We start from the raw sequence: 16,706 nt of genomic DNA on the forward strand, positions 1-16,706 counted from the left end.
ACGCCAGGGCCGGCGAAGAACTGCGCAGTGAAAGTCCATATCACTGCCGTTGAACCATAAAAAAGGGATTTTCATGAGAACGTTTCTGATCGCAGGCCTGGCCTTAGCCATGAGCGGCTGCGGCAATATTTCCAACATCCGTGCTTACTCCACGGCCTATGTTGAACCCGCCTCAGGTGATACCGCGCGCTTGCGTATCATCACCAATGGCATGGCGCGTGGCGTGCCGGGCCGCGACTGCATCGACTGGCGCGTTCCCGGCGCCGGGGTGATGGCCGTGTCCGAATCCGGCTTTGCCGATCAAAATAATGGTCGCAGCCTGGGCATGCCCGAGAGCAACCGCCGAGTGGAAGGGCAAGCGCTGGCGCGTACCGAGTTGAAAGTGCCGGCGGGCAAACCTTTCGCGATGAACTTCCAGAGTGAAGGCTACGCCTCCGGCGGCTATTCCTATAGTTGCCGGCAAAGCTTTCGTTTCACCCCGCAGGTGGGTGAGGACTATGAGCTGATCCTGTTGGAGAGCGGCCAGTGCCTGGTCGCGTTGCAACGCTTGAATGCAACGGGGAAACCGGAAAACGAGACGGTTGAGAAGGCAGGGCTCTGTAGAGCGATGGATGTTTTTTAGTTCAGTACGCCCGTACTCATTACAGTAACGGGCGGCTTCTGGCCAGCTGAGGGGCTTTGGGGCGTTGGTTGCTTTGAACTGGTCAGACCGTCGAAAGAGCAATCGCTTTTTCCAAGACCGCTTGTAACATCTGGTCCGGTGATTGTTCCTTGTTAAAGAAGCTCGGGGAGAATTTATCAGAGTTATTTTCAGTCGATTGCCTGAGCAGGGCGAGCGGCCCCGATTGTCCTAACTGCTCTTGGTAAAGACTTTTTATACTGTCCCTAAAGCCATCAGGGTATGCCGCTTTCTCGACCGCTGGAAGATCATCGAAATAGTCCATGATGCCTTTGAAGATTTCACTGTTGTCACCGCCGTTTGTTATATTGGCATACAACTTGGAAAAATAGGTTTCATCTTGCTTACTAAGCTCCCCATAAGCGGCATATCGTTCTGCATCCGTATAGGTTCCTGAATCATCATAAACAATATTGCTTAGCCCGTTTCGGGCCATACCTTCAAATGGGTTTGGAAGTTTTTCGGGGGGGCGCTTAGAAAGCCCAATTGCGTAATCCAGTGACTGCTGACCTAACGCCAAACGGGCAGGGTCGTCTGTTTTGGGAAGTAGATCCTCATTATTAAGATTCCCGCCAGCAATCCGCTGCCCGAAATTGTACACATCGCTCTGAGCTTTTGCATATTGTCCTTTTAAATCCCTATTGGACATAGAGGCTTGTTTGTCATCAGCGTTACTTAATGCGTAAAGTGCCCGTGCAGAATCGGAGATTGTGATGGTTTCCGTCGTCTTGGGGGTGGCATCCCCTGAAGGTAAATTTACAGGGTTGGACGAAGGCGGCTTCTCTTGTGTAGACACTTTTGCCTGTGTACTTGCTTGATACGATTTAATCGACATATCCATGGTGATACTCCATAAACCGTATCCGCCACACTGGTCAGGGCAAATGTGGTCGTTGCAGACGGCAGAATCGTACTTGGGGAGGGGCTACACTCCCTGAAAAATAATCGAAAGTGTAGGCGGCTGGACCGGTCGTAGAGTTCTTTACCTTGACGGTGACGATTATGCCTGCCTGGGCAGATGCAATCATAGAGGCGAATAGAGTTGCTGCCCCGAACAGTTTAGCGAATCTCATAAATATCCCTTTAATTTGAGAATCACTATGACTCTTGTCCTTGCGCGTCGTCTTGTATAGAAAAAACAGCAAGACTCAACCTTTATAGCGGCAGGCAACCAGAATTCTTTAAGCCAAGGGTTACTGTTTTTGACATGTCGGATGAATAAAGATTTCACAACCTGCAGGAACTAACGCATATCCAGCCTGCAACCCTTCAATTTCAATAGCTTGCGCAGTGGTCCTGGTTGCCGCTGCCGGCTATCACCATAGTGGCGAGGAACTGCGCAGCGAGAGTCCTTATCACTGCTGCTGACCCTGCCAGCAAACCTTCCGCTTCACCCCAAAGGCGGGCCAGGACTGTGAACTGATTCTGTTGGACGGTGGCCGGTGCCTGGTCGCGTTATAGCGCTTGAACCCGGCTGGCCAAGCTGAAAACGAGCCTGTTGAAAAGGCAGAGCTTGCGTACGTCGAGGTGCATCATATCCAGCTAGCAGGCTGGGCCAATCGCCGGAACATTCTGACGAACATAATAATTGTCGAATTCACTGCTTTCGATGAACTGGAAGCCATGGCGGGTATAAAAGCGATTGGAAGCGCTTTCCTTGAGAGCACCCACTTTAATAGGAAGCGCAGCTGCATCCGCCTCTTTGAAAATCTGCGTGAGAACAGCAGACCCCACCCCTGATCCTTGCGCGCTCGGCCCTACATACAAGTGGTCTAGCAAGAGTTCATTGTGGTGATGTTTGACCACTACGAAACCCACCCTCTCTCCAGATACCTCGATGTAACGTGTGCAGCGAGCTTCAAAACCGCTAAGAAACCGCTCCCGCGCACGGACCGGATCAAACCGCCCAACACGCTCCAGACTTTCGCGCATGGCCTCAATTCGAATGGCTACCAGATTATCCAAGTCGCTTTGTTGAACGGGGACCAAAGTGATGGGGGAATTTTGATTGGGTGTGACGGGCATATGGTGTGCTCCAACTACCATCCTGGGGGCTCAGTATAGAGAGCCTGATACTGATGAAGCGACCCGCATGGTATGTTCACGGCATAAATGGAGTAATGGACCCCAGGAAGGAAATTGCAATGCCAGTCGACACCCACCCAATCCGCATTCTCTCGCAACGCCTTAGTATTGAGTCCTTCTGCGAGCAGGACGCTGCTGAGTCTTTCCCTTGTCTCACACCGTCTCTGACTCGCTACATGTCCTGGGAGCCGCCTGCCTCGCTAAAAGAGTACGCGCAAGTCTGGGAGCAGTGGCTGCCTGCGATAGCGGATGGCAGCGACATTGTGTTCACGGTCAGGGAACTGATGAGTGCCCGTTTTACCGGCTTGGTCGGGCTGCACCATACCGGCAGTGAAACACCGGAGTTGGGTATCTGGATCCGTGAAGATAAACACGGGCTGGGCTTTGGTGGTGAAGCGGTGCGGGCGGTTGTTCAGTGGTCTAGCAAGCGGGTGGCGGCAAAGCACTTCATCTACCCTGTTGCGACGCAGAATCGTGCGAGTCGACGTATTGCCGAAGCTTTGGGGGGAGTCGTCATTGAGAGGCGGATGAAGGAGAAATATGATTCGGTTGTGTACCAGATACCGGGGTTAACTCTGGGTAACAGGTTTGCCGATTGTTGTCCTTCACGAACGGTAGAAACCGGCCAGAAGCGGCCACTCATAACCGGCGGTTTCCGCAGTGAATTGGGCAACCGTCGATCAATTTCGCGGAGTCTGGACAGTCGAATTTCCAATGTTCGCGAGAAAAATGCCGGTATCCCGATCAGAACGCAGACAAACCACGCGGCAAGATGATGGCGCCGCTGCAACAAGTTGCTGCATCTTTTCTCGCGCTGTCTTTTTCGTCCGCCACATGAATCTAAAAAACTCCGGCAGGTTCATCAGCAGTTCGGGGCAGTTCTCCGGCAAGTCAGGCCGAGACTGACCGCGTTGGAGCAGCGTTCTGCGCAGTACGCGCAAGAATCGAAGCGTCGCCGAACGATCAATCCATATCAAAAGATCTGCACGGGCCAGCCGGTTGTCCCAAGTTGCTGAATGGCCACCTTCGAATATCCAACAATCTCGGGCTTCTACATCGAGACAAAGCTGGGTCTTCTCGTCCCGAGTTCGTTCGATCCACCCTGGCTTCCAGTGGATAGTGTCGATATGAACGACCGGCAAGCCCGTGCGCTGACCAAGCTCACGCGCCAAAGTGCTTTTGCCTGACCCAGGTTGACCAACGATCATCACCCGTTGCATCGAAGCTCCTTCTCGCTATGCAAGCTGATTTTTTTGGGGGGCGATTTTACGTCTATGCCTATCTCAGTCAACAACAAGCGGTCAGCATGACAGGCAGCTTGCCAACGGATCCCTGGGGCATAGGGATTTTTGCCGGGGTTGAAGTTGCGTATGCCGCGCGGTGAGTCAGGTCGCATGGGGTGCCTTCAGTCTAAGCGCCGTGGAATTGCGGCGCGGGCTGCTCACGCCGCTAGGGTTAGCGGCGTGGGACTTGGCAGCTTTTCATCGGGTTTAAACTTCAGGTAGTTTTACTTTTGGTCTTGGGGTTTTGGATGCTGCTTTCCCGGAAGTCGAACAATTGAGCCAGTAACGCTTGAAAGAAGCCAATTTTTGGCAGTTCCTTTTTTTTGAATCCCATGGCCCGCATCATTTCGTTGTGACACATGGCATTGAGGACGTGCATCACAGGTGGTTCTTCGGCCTCGATGTTCAGACGCTCGGTCTGTACTTGAAGTAAGCGGTCCTCGCACTCCACGCCCAGCATGCTTTTTTCCAATTCAACGTACTTGCGCATGAAGTCGGTATGGTCGCGGCCCCGTTGCGCGCTGCCCACAACCAAGTTGATGGACGATACGATGGTGACGATGGCGGAAGACACCAGCGCTACCGATTTGGCATTCTCTTCCAGCACACCATAAATGGCCGCTGACCCGAATATCAGGGACAGCATGTTGGAGAGCTTGTCCAAGCGGTCGTAGAACGCACGGCGACGTTGGTGATATCGGATTGAGCGGCGCACGCTGAACTGCGTGGTGTACCACCGGTCTGCAAGTTCAGTTGTTGTTGCTGCCATCCCTGTCCCCTCTGCCAGGCCGTGGTGGCGGTTGAAGTGTGTCTACCACGTCAGGAAATCCTCGGTCGATGCGGTGTTCGAAGTCCGGTTGAGGGTGGCTGATGCCGTGGTCGTTATTGTGATGGATTTCATCATTGTCTTCTCTGCGGCCACGATCACGGTGGTCATCTCTATCCCTTCGCATTGTTGTTATTCCTTGCTGTGGTTGTGTGGGCGCGCCGGCGTGATGGCGCTTTGGTTCAATGCGCACTTTAATGTGCTTTCGGCTCGGTTTGTAGCGCTTCGTCAAATGTCGTGAGATTTGGCTGGTGCGATCCCATCGCCAGGCATACTGTAGGATTTAGAAATAAATGCGATGTTTTGGAAATTAATACGACACACAAAAATGAACGTTTGGGCATAGCCAGCATTGGGCATCATGAATGACCGCTTCTGGCCGATTCTGTTGAAAAAGTCGGCCGTGTTTTCTAAAGCAGAAAAGTACGCGTCGGAGATTGAAATCCTGAATGTCCGCAGAGCCTTTCAGGCTGAGATTTCACGTAGAAGCGTGCTGAAGAGGCGCTTTCACCCATCCATCCTACGGCATTCTGAAAAAACCGACTTTTTCAACAGAATCGGCCGAAAGCAGTCGCCGCTTTCGTCATCGCAGAGGGTTTTGTGCTGGGGCTGGAGTCCACCAAGGTGATCAAAACACAAATCGCCGAGTCGTTGTACGTGGCTTACGACGACGCGGCGAGTTATCTAGCTATTGAGTCGAAGGGTTAATCATCAGCCAGGGCAGGGCGCTTCGCGGTCAAGAAGTCTGGCGGTGAGGAGTACGCCCAGTTCGCTCAGTTGGTGGATGGCGAGGGCGATGTCGCGGTGTTTGCCGTTGAGGTCTTCGGACAGGTCGAGCAGCAGGGTGCTGACGCTGGTGAAGGTTTCGTAGCTGTTGGTGATGAGGGTTTCGTTGCTGGCGTTGGGGGCAACGTTGAAGAGGGCACTTGAATCTGCTTTTGACATGAGTAGACATCCTGAGTGATGCCACCACCTTTCCGCTACTAAACAGTGGGTGGCAGCTGTACGCAGGTTAGTAGACCGGTGGATATCTAAAGCCGGCGCGCCCGAAGACGCCCTACGCACAGCCACCATCAAGCACAGACGCACTGTCTGACTGATGAAACTCATGCACTAATAGATACCCAAGCTCAGGCTACTAAACCCGAATCACTGAACAATTCAGCGACCGAGCCACCTTAGAGACGGCCACCCCAGCACACAAGCCGGCGGATTCTGACGCACGCGTAGGCAATGGAGCAAGCCGCGGCGAGGGAATCGGATTTTGCCTTCAGGCGCTGCTCTGCGGCGGGTGATGAGCCAAGAGTGGGTTGTTATCAAGGTGCGGGTAGCTGGACAATAGGTTCGGCCGAGCCAACAACGAAGTACCAGGTGTACGAACGTTTGGTTCGCTCGGCTGGGCTCTACAAACTGCAAGATTACTGATCGGAAAAAAGACCAATGCTAGGGAAAGTCAGCAGTAAATATCTCGTCTGGGGCGCGGTCGCGCTCTGCGCAACCCTTCTGTCCGGGTGCGCGACGTCACGCTACGACGGCAAGCACGCACCGGACCCGAGTAAGGCGATCATCGTGGGTTCGATTGGTGAGAGTTTTCCGATGATGCAGCCCCATGGGCTGGTGGTTGAGATCAAGCAACAAGGAGCCCCCGGTACCGCAATACGGCTGACGACGCTGGGCAATGAAGATGATCAGCCATCACCCTCTGTGCTGGGCCATTACTTCATGTATGAAGTGCCGCCTGGTGAGTATGAGTACACGCAGTGGCATTACGTGTATTACGCGGGAAAATCGATGCCGCGCCCTGTGCCTGCGGTTTTCTCGGTGAAGGCCGGGGAAATTCTCTATATCGGCGACCTGCGCTCCGATGCCCTGCGTTTTTGCCTGTCCAACGTGAACAATGCCGAGAGCACTGTGCAGGCGCTCAAGCGCAAGTACCCGATGCTCAAGGATCGGAATATCGTGAATATGACGGCAAAGAGCGGTTTTGCGCCGTGGCCGAGTTCTGATGCCACTGACTTCGGTAAAGGGCTGTGCACGCTCTGAATCCGGTACTGGTGACCGTCATCGGCCCCGACGCCCATTGATCCACTTTCAAGGAATTTCATGCCATGAAGCGCTGTACGCTCTTCTGGGCCGGCCTGTTCGCAGGCCTGGCCTCACTGACCGGCTGCATCAGCGGTCCGGACCTCACAGGCCAACCATTCTTCACATCACCGGCAGAACCCCGTCCGGACGAGGCCATGGTGTACTTTTATCGCACGCCCGCCAGCATCGGTAACGGCGTCGCTCCGACCATTCTGGTCGATGGTCGCGCCATTGGCAGCTTGCCCTCCGGTAGTTTTTTCAAAGCCGACATTCCTGCCGGCAAGCACAGCGTTGCCTCCACCTCGCCACCCATAATAAGTGGCATGGTTAACAAGCGTTTCGATATCACCGTCGAGAATGGAAAGGTGTATTACATCGCCGACCAACTCAGCACTTCGGCCTACACGGACGGACAGACCTTGGGCGAAATCGACGAGGGCCGTTTCGGTGGGACAATGTATTACTCGCGCTACGCGCTTGTGCCTGCCGAGGAAGCGCTACGTTCTATCAAGTGGTGTCAGAAGTTGCCGGCACCTGCACCGTAACCATGCGTAGCCCATGCTCCGGCCAGGTCCATTACAAGCCCAGCCGGCAACGTTGGGCCAAGCCAGTATGAGGGTGAGCAGGGAAACCAGTATGGATATGGCTTCGACATAGTCTGTGCCGCAGGCAGACGGCTATATGATTGTCCCGAATCCTACCGGCGTGACGAATATATAAGGAGCGTTTCAGATGCTGCGAGTGGATTGGCTCGATAAGCAAATGGACAAGTGCGACGTTATGGCCGAATGGCTCTATCGGGAATTCAATTATGAGTTTACGCAGCAATCTCTTTCGAGTTGGCAACACAAGTTCTTCGATGGGCAGCGTGATGGCAGTTGGAAGTGTCTGATCGCAACCGAAAGAGACCAGTTGCTAGGTGGCGCTACGCTTGCCAGTAATGATCTGTCTGACCGGCCGGATCTAGGTCCTTGGCTTGCGTGTGTGTTCGTCACACCTGAAGCTCGAAAGAGGGGGCTCGCAGTGCAGTTAATCGAAGGCATCTGTGTCCATGCACGAGACGCTGGGTTCACTACCTTGTACTTGCACACGCACAACCAGAGCAGTTATTACACCAAGCTTGGCTGGAAAGTATTGGAGCGCTTTGAGGCTTGGGGGAAAGAGCAATACCTTATGTCACGGAGTTTATAGTCAAGGCCGGCTTCAAATGTGTGCCGCTTTTTATAAGCAGCAAAACTGTGATTTGACGTCTGCGTTTTCACACCGGCTGGGTCGATAGCTGCCACTGGCGTGCCCACGGCCCAAGTCAATATCCCCAGAGACCTCAGAAGGGTTTCGTGCCCGATCAGAGAAGATTGACCTCAATGGAGATTCAACGGATCACGCATCTTCCGCCCCAAATCCTCGACCTGGAAAAAGCGGCAGTTGCAGAAGGCTTCAGGTTTCTCACCCGGCTGACTTCAGAATGGCAATCAGGCACCCATCGCTTTGATGCGCCTGGCGAATGCCTCATGGCGGCTTATCTGAACCAGCAACTTGTGGGCATTGGAGGCCTGTCGGTTGATCCGTTCACCCATGACCGTACAGGAAGGCTGCGACGTGTGTATGTGGCGCCTGCGTCACGCGGGCAACAGGTTGGCCGCAGATTGGTTAACGCATTGCTTGCCCACGCCGCGTTGCATTTTGAGCGTGTGCGTCTCTACACCGATACCTTGGAGGGGAGCGCTTTTTACCTGCGCTGCGGCTTCAATCGAATAGAAGATGCTCATGCGAGCCATATCGTTCGGATCACAAAACTTTGAATTTTCCGGGTGTCGGCGATTAGAAGCCGTCCGCATCTAGGGAAAGTAATCTCTGTAAACTTCAGGGATTCGAGGGTCAGAATGAATAATCTGCTATCCATTGCAAGCCATAAATCTAAACACAGCCTGGGCTTCTATCCGACCTTTGCCGTTGACGGAGTACCTATGGAGGTTTGGCTACCTCGGCACAATCGAGAAGCTGAGCTACACTTGGTAGCCGCTCATTCAGGCTTGTACAGCGATAAAGACACCTGTTTGGTATGGGACCGGATTTACTCAACAGCGCCGGGCTGGCGGACCTTGGTTCCACTACTTGTTTGCTCTGATGACTTGGATCTGACTTGTACCGTCATAGTCGCTGAGCAGCATGCCGGTGAGCACTATGTCCAGTGGCGCCGATTTGGCTTGCTGAAGGATTTAATTACGCTGCAATCCCCTGCTGTTGATTGGTACGACTCAATACCGAGCCTGACTTTCGAACGCTCCCAGTTCCAGAGCGTGCTGGACGCGTTCCGAAAACAGGAGAACATTAAAATGGACTGGGACTAGCAGCGACAAGTCTACCTTTTTCGGTCACTTGCTTATCCCCTCTAACGAGTGAGATGAAGCGCACGTGGGGGATGGGCCACAGGAAAACGTATGAGCTATGACATCATCATCTTAAAGCCGGTAGGCTCCCGCACTGATAATTTGGCAAACGTCGATGAAGTTCTGGATATCGGGGATGAAGGATTGGTCCTCAGGTCCTTAAGCTGGTTCTCCCGGGTGCATCCAAGGGGTGTTTGTGAAGGACGAGTCCTTCACAATTGAGGGCAGCTTTTCAGGAAAGCCGTTCACGTCCATCCATTTATCACTTAAGTTCGGCGCTTGTTAGTCCGATTTATCCTTCAGCGTCGTTCAAGGACTTCTGTCAGAGCTATGCGATTCCCTCCAGACTCACGCACTTTCGGTAACTGACGACACCCTGATCAGTGCGTCCGGTGACTAGGCGCTGATTCTTCGGGTCGGTCAGGCACCGGTCGCTTTCTGACATTCACGGTCCGTCTGCTTCTGGCCGATAGCTGCTGCTCACTGACGACCGCTTTCGACCCTAAGCAGTCAGTCTCGCTCAGCTTGAATAAGGCCGCAAGAAACGGATAGTAGTGCTGTACGAATTCCAGCCTGATACGACTCCAACCAATAGGAGTTTAACCATGGCATTTCGTATAACTGGCCTTTCCCCCGAGCCATTCCAGTCGCTGTTTGGGTTGCCCGACAAAGAGCTAGCCTCTCTCGGGATAAAGCGTTACATCGTTGACAGAAACCCAGGCTTTCCTGACCGTATCGAAATAAAGGATGCAGAGCTAGGTCAGAGTGTGCTTTTACTCAACCATCTCTCTCAATCAGCCGAGACGCCATACCGTGCCTCACACGCTATCTTCATACGAGAGTGGGCCACGCAAGCTTATGACGCAGTCGACCAGATACCCCAGTCTATGCGAATCCGTTTGTTATCACTTCGCGCATTCGCTGATGATGGGATGATGCTCAATGCCGACGTCGTTGATGGAATAGCAATGGAGCCAGTTGTTACTCGGATGTTTGCCGACCCAGAGGTTAGTTACATTCACGTTCACAATGCCAAGCAGGGTTGTTACTCCGGGAGAATAGATAGGGCGTAGTCGCCGCAGTCTTGGTGGCTAGCTCCTTTTTTTACTTTTCTGGTCCCTATTGGCCGAAAACTGAATGTCTGCGTGGAACAGGCGAACTTGAAAGATCGATAGCGAGTTGGTACGTTTCGGTCTCCTTGCTGATGGTTGCCCGAGAATGGAAAACGATTCGTCGTTGCAGATCGAACGCGCCGCTTATGAGGAGTTCGCGCGGTTGTGGAGCCTGGGAAGCTTCGAGCAGCAGCGACTGGGCCAAGCGTTCTATAACCACTTCAAATTGCACAAACTCACTGATCAGGCTGCATTGCGCAGCCTTTATGAGGCAGACGGCGAGAAAGCGTCGGGCTTGATCTTGAGGCTTTTTCATCTAGAGTGAGTGACAGCTATCGGCCAAAAGCTGCCGCTCACTTGAGATAAATTTCGAACGCCCCAAAGCCTGTTAACATGCGTCTCAACGCGCACATTGACCTATTCGAAGAAAATCTTTAAGCGCCGCCTGATAGAGCTTAAATGGCTGATTGTCCGTATTGAATAGTGCAAATGGAATCAACGTGAGATGTGAAAACGACGTAGAGTTTATCGTGTAGGTTTTCTGCCTGCAAAAGCGCTGACCCTTATTCAATATAAAATCAAACTTGAAAAGGTTAGTCCGCGTACACCAACTGGGGATCAAACCCAGACTCAAGCCCGTCAGGTAATCTTGTCCGCAAGCGCCGCCAGATGAGAACTCCGAGATCTTGATTTCTAACGCCGGCAGGGTTGGGGCGGCGAGGCTGGAGCCCGTATCCCGTGCATCGGGAACAACCTTGAGTGTCGCTGCGTATGCGCCCTTACCGAAGCGACTGTTTTTCCATGGGGAGTTTATTGCGTAACTGAAGCTGGAGATGATTTCTTGTGTCTCGGGTTCAGCGGGTTCGTGGATTGTCGGCTGGGACGAATAAGATGTGCAGCCGGAACAGAATATCGCAATGCTGACAAACACCAACCCATTGGCTTTTAAGCGACGCATACTCAGCTTTCCCTAACTATCAATTAGCCGACATTCCTGTGACTTAATACCGTATAGCATATTATCTACACACCATATTGCTGAATCAGAATAACAGGGCAGGCTGTACGCGCGACACATCGGGAGAGAGAAAAGGCCGCGGCGATGCTTTCTTTGCCCCAATCCAATGCGAGCCCGCGAACTGATCGCCGCCGGGTTTCTGGACCCTGCCATCGGGAGCGTGACGCATGCTTATCAACTGGATGTGAGGTCGCTCGATAACCCCGACAGAGTGTTCGGAATGTCGCCCGGGCAGTTGCAGGGACGACTCGCCGCTGTCGCCATGAGGGTATGGGGCAACGGCACCCGCCCTCCGCTAACGCGGCCTTTTATCCAAGTTAAATTTGCTCAACAATGCGGCACCGTCAGTGACACCAAGAATCTGATCGATTGCAGCGATTTTAAAGCTTACATTGGCGATCTGAAAGTCTGCGTTGTTGTATGCGGCCTCCGCCTCATTGTGGAGCGCGTAAGCCATATGCGCCGCGACACGGACGCTCATGGAAGCATCTACATCTGTGCCCAAATAATCGGCAAGCAATGTCCTGATCTCAAGCAGTGCGAGCGCGAGTAGCCTGGTTTGGTCAGTTTGCATAAAGTGATCTCGTATTCTAGAAGCGAGAGTGCTAGTGAATTCGTAAGGTTACATAAACGAACGCTCGGTCAGTCAAAAGTGACGATTGGGATCAAGCGTCTATGTTATTTATCAGTTCGCACCAGACGTCCCTGGCCTTCTGTTCCGAAGTAAAAACTTGTACTTTTGGATGCCAGAACTCCCCCTCAATTACTATGCATTCCAGGGTAGAGTCTTGAAACGTAAAGATATAATGGATGGCATTTTCTAGAAACCGCTGTTTATTGTGTCGCGGATGAATGGCGTTTCTCTGCTCAAGCTCTGCTAGCCAAGGCGAATTATCTATTCGATGAATTTGGTAATGCTTGAGGCCAAGTCTAATAAGCGGATGCCCCCCCAAAGCCTCGTCGTTTGGGGCGCCGAACTGAATTTTTTTAACCAGGGGGAAATGGATTACAACTATTTGTTCCCCAGCGGCGCAATACCGTACACATAGCTGCGTGTCGGTGGCAAACACGACGGGTTCGGGCGACGTACTTGGCTGTGGCCAGCGGTCGAGCAGCACTACGGTTGCGAATGACATATCGAAGCCTAGTGAATAAACAGGGGGCAATCAGAGTGGGAGAACGACGCGTTGTCGTCAAATGTTTCTGATCGCCACGGGCTGGTTATGGCCGATTGGAGTCGATTCCTGCCCGACCATGCATCATCATGCTCGCCACGACCCCATCGTGGCATGGAAGTCGTAAACGCAGAAACCTCCCGTCTGCAAAAAAAATACGCCTTATGAAATGGAAGTCATCTCATGTTCGAACGTAACAAACTGGTTCCGGAGTTAATGGTAACCAACCTGGAGAGTAGCTTGGCTTTTTGGGTTTCTTGCCTAGGGTTCAAAGTGGTTTATCAACGCCCGGAAGATAAATTTGCATATCTTGATTTGAACGGTGCTCAAGTAATGCTTGAACAGATTGATTCGGACGCGGGTCAATGGTTGACGGCGCCGTTGACCAGGCCGTTTGGAAGAGGCATGAACCTGCAGATTGATGTTGAGGCTGTCGCCCCCATCATCCGAAAACTTGATGAGGCTGGATATGTGCCCTATCGAGAATGCAAAGACACCTGGTATCGGGCTGAAGATGTAGAAGTAGGACAGCGAGAATTCATCGTCCAGGATGCCGACGGTTATCTCGTAAGATTGGTAGAGCGGTTGGGCGAGCGACCAGCGTACTTAAGCTGAACCTGGACCAGGCCTAACGTCCGCAGGACGAAGAACCTGCGGGCGCGATTTGTGTGTATGAAGAAGACTATGGGGTGCAGACCATTACTAATCAGGAAATCAGGGGGATCAGGGTCAGACCACACTCTATATATTGGTGGTCTGACTCCGTTTGTACGTTTGTATACGTTTGTACAAAACTATGAACTTGTCGGGTATCGACCAGGGGTGGACCTTAGTGTGCAGACTGCTTCTAGCAAACTAACTAATACTCAGCGCCCCGCAAGTTAAATTCCTCACTTCATACACGCATTTATAACCATCGACACGGCAGCCTTCCCAAGCAAATACGGCCCCCCGTTTATCAGTATTTGAAATTTCGATGGGATTGAAAGGCAAATCCCTTTTCTATGAAATCAAGGGCATACCACGTCGTGATAACACCATGATTGGTTTTCAGTTCAAACGCATGGGTAAGCCGATTGATCATCCCAGGGAGCCTCACCAGTATCACTCGACTTTCTTTAACCATCAGCTCCTGATATCACTCTGCAAATAAGCGAGGTATTTTTTCCTCTTCGTCTGTGGTGGGCCACCATTTTGCAAGTTCTAGACGTTTCCTGCGTAACCAATCAAATCGGCGTGGCAACCAGCAGATTGGGCGGGGGATTTCGTAAACAGCTAAGCTTTGTATCACTGCTGACACCGACCCGGGGTTGAAGAAAACCAACTTAACTAAAACCGAGTCATCTAGTTGCTCGGCGCTGATCACATGAAAATCGTTCGTGCTGCTCCAGTGCGTGGACCGGGTCAGCCGATACATCGCTTTCTGAGTTTTTCGGTTACGTATGCTCAAGCACAACGCCACTAACGCTATTGCTCCATTCACGTAGGTCATGATTTCTCCACCACCGCTCATGTCCATCGCACTGTTCTCCTATTCCAATTAGTAAATGGCACAGCCTACGATATTGCAATTCAGCCGACTCAAGCTTGCCCGCATCAACAGCGCAACGCCCGAAAGCACAACTCAGCCGGTTTTCACCTCCCCCCAAAAGGGCAGTGTTCTCAACACGAATATGCCGAAGCTCACACCGCTCAACCTGCTTTTCTTGGTCGCACCTGCTTGCAACACCACCGACTCGATTTTCCAACTTCCTCCAACTCCCTTTTTACATCTACGCACGCTATCCCGCCTTTTAAGCTTGCTGAAACGTTTCATCGAGTCTATAAAACGCACACAACTCCAAAAAAGGCTACCGCCATGACCCCACTCAAACTCGTTGTCGCCCTCAGCGCACTCTCTGCCGCTTCCCACGCCATGGCCTGGGATTACGTCCTCCTCGACACTGACAAGGCCGCGCAGAATTGGCAGGTCACCAGCCAGCAACTGGGCGTGCAAACCGACAAACCCTTCAGCGTGACACTGCGCACCTTGCACGGTGGTCGGCAGGAGGGGGTGAGTATTGTCGACATCGATAACGGCACGATGAAGCTCTCGGTGGTGCCGACTCGCGGTATGAACGTGTTGCAGGCTTCGGTCGGCGATGTGCGCATGGGATGGGATTCGCCGGTCAAGGAGGTGGTCAATCCTTCCTTCATCGAGCTCAATGGTCGCGGTGGGCTGGGTTGGTTGGAGGGTTTCAACGAGCTGGTCACCCGTTGCGGCTACGAATGGGTCGGTCACCCCGGCATCGACAATGGCGAATTGCTGACCCTGCATGGTCGGGCCGCGAATATTCCTGCGAATAAAGTCACCCTGCACATCGATGAAAAACCGCCGTACGCCATCACTCTGCGCGGTGAGCTGAAAGAGCAGGCGTTCAAGAAGGTCGATTTTTCCGTGGCGACCGAACTGGTCACCGAGCCCGGCAGCGTTGTGTTCGCGCTCAACGACACGCTGACCAACAACGGTGACTATGCGAAGGAATACCAGGCGCTGTATCACAGTAACTTCAGCACCCCGTTCCTGGAGCAGGGCGCGCGGTTCGCCGCGCCGGTGAAGCAGGTGTCGCCGTTCAACGATAAGGCCAAGGGCGAATTGGCCGACTGGCAAACCTACCGCGCACCCACCAAGGACTATGACGAAACCGTGTACAACGTAGTGCCCTATGCCGATGCCAAGGGCGATACCTTGACCGTGCTGCATAACAAGGCCGGCAGCCTGGGCGTGTCGGTCGGTTTCAATACGCAAACGCTGCCGGTATTTTCTCTGTGGAAGAACACCGATACCCAAGGGCAGGGCTATGTCACGGGGCTGGAGCCGGGCACGAGTTTTTCCTACAACCGCCGTTATCAGCGGCCACTGAACCTGGTACCCACCATCGAGCCCAAGGCACACAAGCAGTTCCGCATCAGCTACAGCTTGCTGGCGGATAAGGCGGCTGTGGACAAGGCCTTGAAGCAGGTCAGCGAAATTCAGGCCGGGCGGGAAACTGAGGTTCGGCAGACGCCGTTGGTTGATTTGACCAAGGAGTAGCGCGGTCGGGCGCCTGCACTGCTTGCGCAGGCAGGCGCGGGGTTCACGCCCGACGCGCCGTCAACAAAACCGTGGCCGCCGCCGACAACAGCCCCGCGCAGCAACGATTGAAGATCCGTTTGCCGCTCGGCTCGGCAAACCAGCGGCGCATGTGCAGGCCCATGTAGGCGTAGGCGCTGATGGCGATCCATTCCAGTGCCAGGAACATCGCGCCCAACAAAGCGAATTGCGCGGTGATGGGTTGCCCGGGCACCACGAACTGCGGCAGGAAGGCGGTGAAGATCAGGATGGCTTTGGGGTTGCCCGCCGCCACCAGAAACTCCTGCCGTGCCAGGGCCCATAAGCCCACCTTGTTGGCGGCGATGTCCGCTTCTGCCTGCGGGTCTGCCCGCCACAGCTGATAGGCCAGGTAAAACAGATACGCCGCGCCGAGCAGCTTGATCCCGTAGAACAACAATTCCGACGTTTGCAGCACCACCGCCAGCCCGGCGGAGGCGAGGGCGATCATGCCGGCGAAGGCCAGCAAGCGGCCGATACCGGCGAGGCAGGAGGTGCGGTAGCCGTAACGGGTGGCGTTGCTCACCGACAGCAGGTTATTGGGGCCGGGTGCCATGTTCAGGGCGAAACAGGCGGGCAGGAAGAGGGCGAGGGTGGGAAGGTCCATGGCGGCTCTGGATTGGGTTGGGCGGGAGTGTCGAGAATAAGGGCTGTCGGGGCGGTGCGGCAATCCACTCAAGCGCGATGGATGTTCAATGCGTGCATTTGGCTTGCCGTATAGGCATAGGTATCTATACAACTCTTTAGCGCTCAACCGTAACCACGATGCGAAGCGAGTCGCTCTTGATCTGGCTTTAGATCTAAGCGCCCCGTTAAACCACGCTGGCCGAACGCAGGCTTGAATCCGTGGGCCGCCGCACTGGGCCAAGGATGGCCCATTGCGGCGGCCCACGGATTCAAGCCTGCGTTCGGGCACACCGAGC

21 protein-coding genes are annotated in these 16,706 nt (G+C 53.6%); 11 read left to right on the forward strand and 10 right to left on the reverse strand.

All coding sequences use genetic code 11. The features are described from left to right. The first annotated feature begins 73 nt into the window (after positions 1 to 73). Positions 74 to 622: a hypothetical protein gene (locus BFP90_RS12540; protein ID WP_065893226.1), complete on the forward strand. Its 549-nt coding sequence runs from the start codon at positions 74 to 76 to the stop codon at positions 620 to 622. 82 nt (positions 623 to 704) lie between these two features. Here BFP90_RS12540 and BFP90_RS12545 read toward each other — a convergent pair whose 3' ends face one another. Together BFP90_RS12545 and BFP90_RS12550 are read right to left on the reverse strand one after the other, a co-directional pair. Then, entirely contained in the window at positions 705 to 1,520 is an 816-nt protein-coding gene (locus tag BFP90_RS12545) for a hypothetical protein (protein WP_065896836.1), read from the reverse strand. A gap of 701 nt (positions 1,521 to 2,221) precedes the next feature. Further along, the gene (locus tag BFP90_RS12550) at positions 2,222 to 2,704 is read right to left on the reverse strand and encodes a GNAT family N-acetyltransferase (RefSeq protein WP_065896837.1); all 483 of its coding nucleotides are present in this window, start codon (positions 2,702 to 2,704) and stop codon (positions 2,222 to 2,224) included. A gap of 119 nt (positions 2,705 to 2,823) precedes the next feature. Here BFP90_RS12550 and BFP90_RS12555 point away from each other — a divergent pair, with 119 nt between their 5' ends. After that, a complete protein-coding gene (locus tag BFP90_RS12555) occupies positions 2,824 to 3,540 on the forward strand; it encodes a GNAT family N-acetyltransferase (protein WP_256097472.1) in 717 nt (238 codons plus the stop codon). On the opposite strand, the gene BFP90_RS29175 is transcribed toward BFP90_RS12555, so the two are convergent. The 3 genes from BFP90_RS29175 to BFP90_RS12570 form a co-directional block, all read right to left on the reverse strand. Further along, positions 3,445 to 3,984, reverse strand: a complete 540-nt coding sequence (locus BFP90_RS29175) for an AAA family ATPase (RefSeq protein ID WP_065937448.1) — start codon at positions 3,982 to 3,984, stop codon at positions 3,445 to 3,447. The two genes, BFP90_RS12555 and BFP90_RS29175, sit on opposite strands and share 96 nt — an antisense overlap. 277 nt (positions 3,985 to 4,261) lie before the next feature. Next, a complete protein-coding gene (locus tag BFP90_RS12560; protein WP_065896838.1) occupies positions 4,262 to 4,816 on the reverse strand; it encodes a hypothetical protein in 555 nt (184 codons plus the stop codon). 768 nt (positions 4,817 to 5,584) lie between these two features. After that, on the reverse strand, positions 5,585 to 5,818 hold the full coding sequence (locus BFP90_RS12570) for a DUF6124 family protein (protein WP_065896840.1): 234 nt from the start codon (positions 5,816 to 5,818) through the stop codon (positions 5,585 to 5,587). Positions 5,819 to 6,313: 495 nt separating this feature from the next. Here BFP90_RS12570 and BFP90_RS12575 point away from each other — a divergent pair, with 495 nt between their 5' ends. From BFP90_RS12575 to BFP90_RS12600, 7 genes are all read left to right on the forward strand, one after another. Next, on the forward strand, positions 6,314 to 6,916 hold the full coding sequence (locus BFP90_RS12575; protein WP_065896841.1) for a hypothetical protein: 603 nt from the start codon (positions 6,314 to 6,316) through the stop codon (positions 6,914 to 6,916). Between the two features lie 65 nt (positions 6,917 to 6,981). Beyond that, a complete protein-coding gene (locus BFP90_RS12580; RefSeq protein ID WP_065896842.1) occupies positions 6,982 to 7,503 on the forward strand; it encodes a DUF2846 domain-containing protein in 522 nt (173 codons plus the stop codon). A gap of 187 nt (positions 7,504 to 7,690) precedes the next feature. Further along, the gene (locus BFP90_RS12585; protein WP_065896843.1) at positions 7,691 to 8,149 is read left to right on the forward strand and encodes a GNAT family N-acetyltransferase; all 459 of its coding nucleotides are present in this window, start codon (positions 7,691 to 7,693) and stop codon (positions 8,147 to 8,149) included. A 173-nt stretch (positions 8,150 to 8,322) separates the two neighbouring features. Continuing rightward, positions 8,323 to 8,760 carry a GNAT family N-acetyltransferase gene (locus BFP90_RS27380; protein WP_083203234.1) on the forward strand — a complete coding sequence of 146 codons (438 nt, stop codon included), beginning with the start codon at positions 8,323 to 8,325 and terminating at the stop codon, positions 8,758 to 8,760. 81 nt (positions 8,761 to 8,841) lie between these two features. Next, positions 8,842 to 9,309, forward strand: a complete 468-nt coding sequence (locus BFP90_RS29180; protein WP_241150054.1) for a hypothetical protein — start codon at positions 8,842 to 8,844, stop codon at positions 9,307 to 9,309. A gap of 644 nt (positions 9,310 to 9,953) precedes the next feature. Next, positions 9,954 to 10,421 carry a DUF1203 domain-containing protein gene (locus BFP90_RS12595; RefSeq protein ID WP_065896844.1) on the forward strand — a complete coding sequence of 156 codons (468 nt, stop codon included), beginning with the start codon at positions 9,954 to 9,956 and terminating at the stop codon, positions 10,419 to 10,421. A 145-nt stretch (positions 10,422 to 10,566) separates the two neighbouring features. Continuing rightward, positions 10,567 to 10,785, forward strand: a complete 219-nt coding sequence (locus BFP90_RS12600) for a hypothetical protein (RefSeq protein ID WP_057725804.1) — start codon at positions 10,567 to 10,569, stop codon at positions 10,783 to 10,785. A gap of 75 nt (positions 10,786 to 10,860) precedes the next feature. On the opposite strand, the gene BFP90_RS12605 is transcribed toward BFP90_RS12600, so the two are convergent. The 3 genes from BFP90_RS12605 to BFP90_RS12615 all read right to left on the reverse strand — a co-directional run bounded on the left by BFP90_RS12605 (position 10,861) and on the right by BFP90_RS12615 (position 12,614). Continuing rightward, complete coding sequence (locus BFP90_RS12605) at positions 10,861 to 11,418, reverse strand: hypothetical protein (protein WP_065896845.1); 558 nt, start codon at positions 11,416 to 11,418, stop codon at positions 10,861 to 10,863. A 355-nt stretch (positions 11,419 to 11,773) separates the two neighbouring features. Continuing rightward, a complete protein-coding gene (locus BFP90_RS12610; RefSeq protein ID WP_065896846.1) occupies positions 11,774 to 12,052 on the reverse strand; it encodes a hypothetical protein in 279 nt (92 codons plus the stop codon). A 91-nt stretch (positions 12,053 to 12,143) separates the two neighbouring features. Further along, complete coding sequence (locus BFP90_RS12615; protein ID WP_065896847.1) at positions 12,144 to 12,614, reverse strand: hypothetical protein; 471 nt, start codon at positions 12,612 to 12,614, stop codon at positions 12,144 to 12,146. A gap of 222 nt (positions 12,615 to 12,836) precedes the next feature. Between BFP90_RS12615 and BFP90_RS12620 the strand changes: the two genes are divergently transcribed. Continuing rightward, complete coding sequence (locus BFP90_RS12620; RefSeq protein ID WP_065896848.1) at positions 12,837 to 13,268, forward strand: bleomycin resistance protein; 432 nt, start codon at positions 12,837 to 12,839, stop codon at positions 13,266 to 13,268. Positions 13,269 to 13,791: 523 nt separating this feature from the next. Here BFP90_RS12620 and BFP90_RS12625 read toward each other — a convergent pair. After that, positions 13,792 to 14,172 carry a hypothetical protein gene (locus BFP90_RS12625; protein WP_065896849.1) on the reverse strand — a complete coding sequence of 127 codons (381 nt, stop codon included), beginning with the start codon at positions 14,170 to 14,172 and terminating at the stop codon, positions 13,792 to 13,794. Between the two features lie 339 nt (positions 14,173 to 14,511). Here BFP90_RS12625 and BFP90_RS12630 point away from each other — a divergent pair, with 339 nt between their 5' ends. Further along, positions 14,512 to 15,726, forward strand: a complete 1,215-nt coding sequence (locus BFP90_RS12630; protein ID WP_065896850.1) for an aldose 1-epimerase family protein — start codon at positions 14,512 to 14,514, stop codon at positions 15,724 to 15,726. Positions 15,727 to 15,769: 43 nt separating this feature from the next. Here BFP90_RS12630 and BFP90_RS12635 read toward each other — a convergent pair whose 3' ends face one another. Then, positions 15,770 to 16,390: a LysE family translocator gene (locus BFP90_RS12635; RefSeq protein WP_065896851.1), complete on the reverse strand. Its 621-nt coding sequence runs from the start codon at positions 16,388 to 16,390 to the stop codon at positions 15,770 to 15,772. Between the last annotated feature and the right edge of the window lie 316 nt (positions 16,391 to 16,706).

It is taken from the genome of Pseudomonas sp. 24 E 13, assembly GCF_900004715.1.
Lineage (GTDB): Bacteria > Pseudomonadota > Gammaproteobacteria > Pseudomonadales > Pseudomonadaceae > Aquipseudomonas > Aquipseudomonas orientalis_A.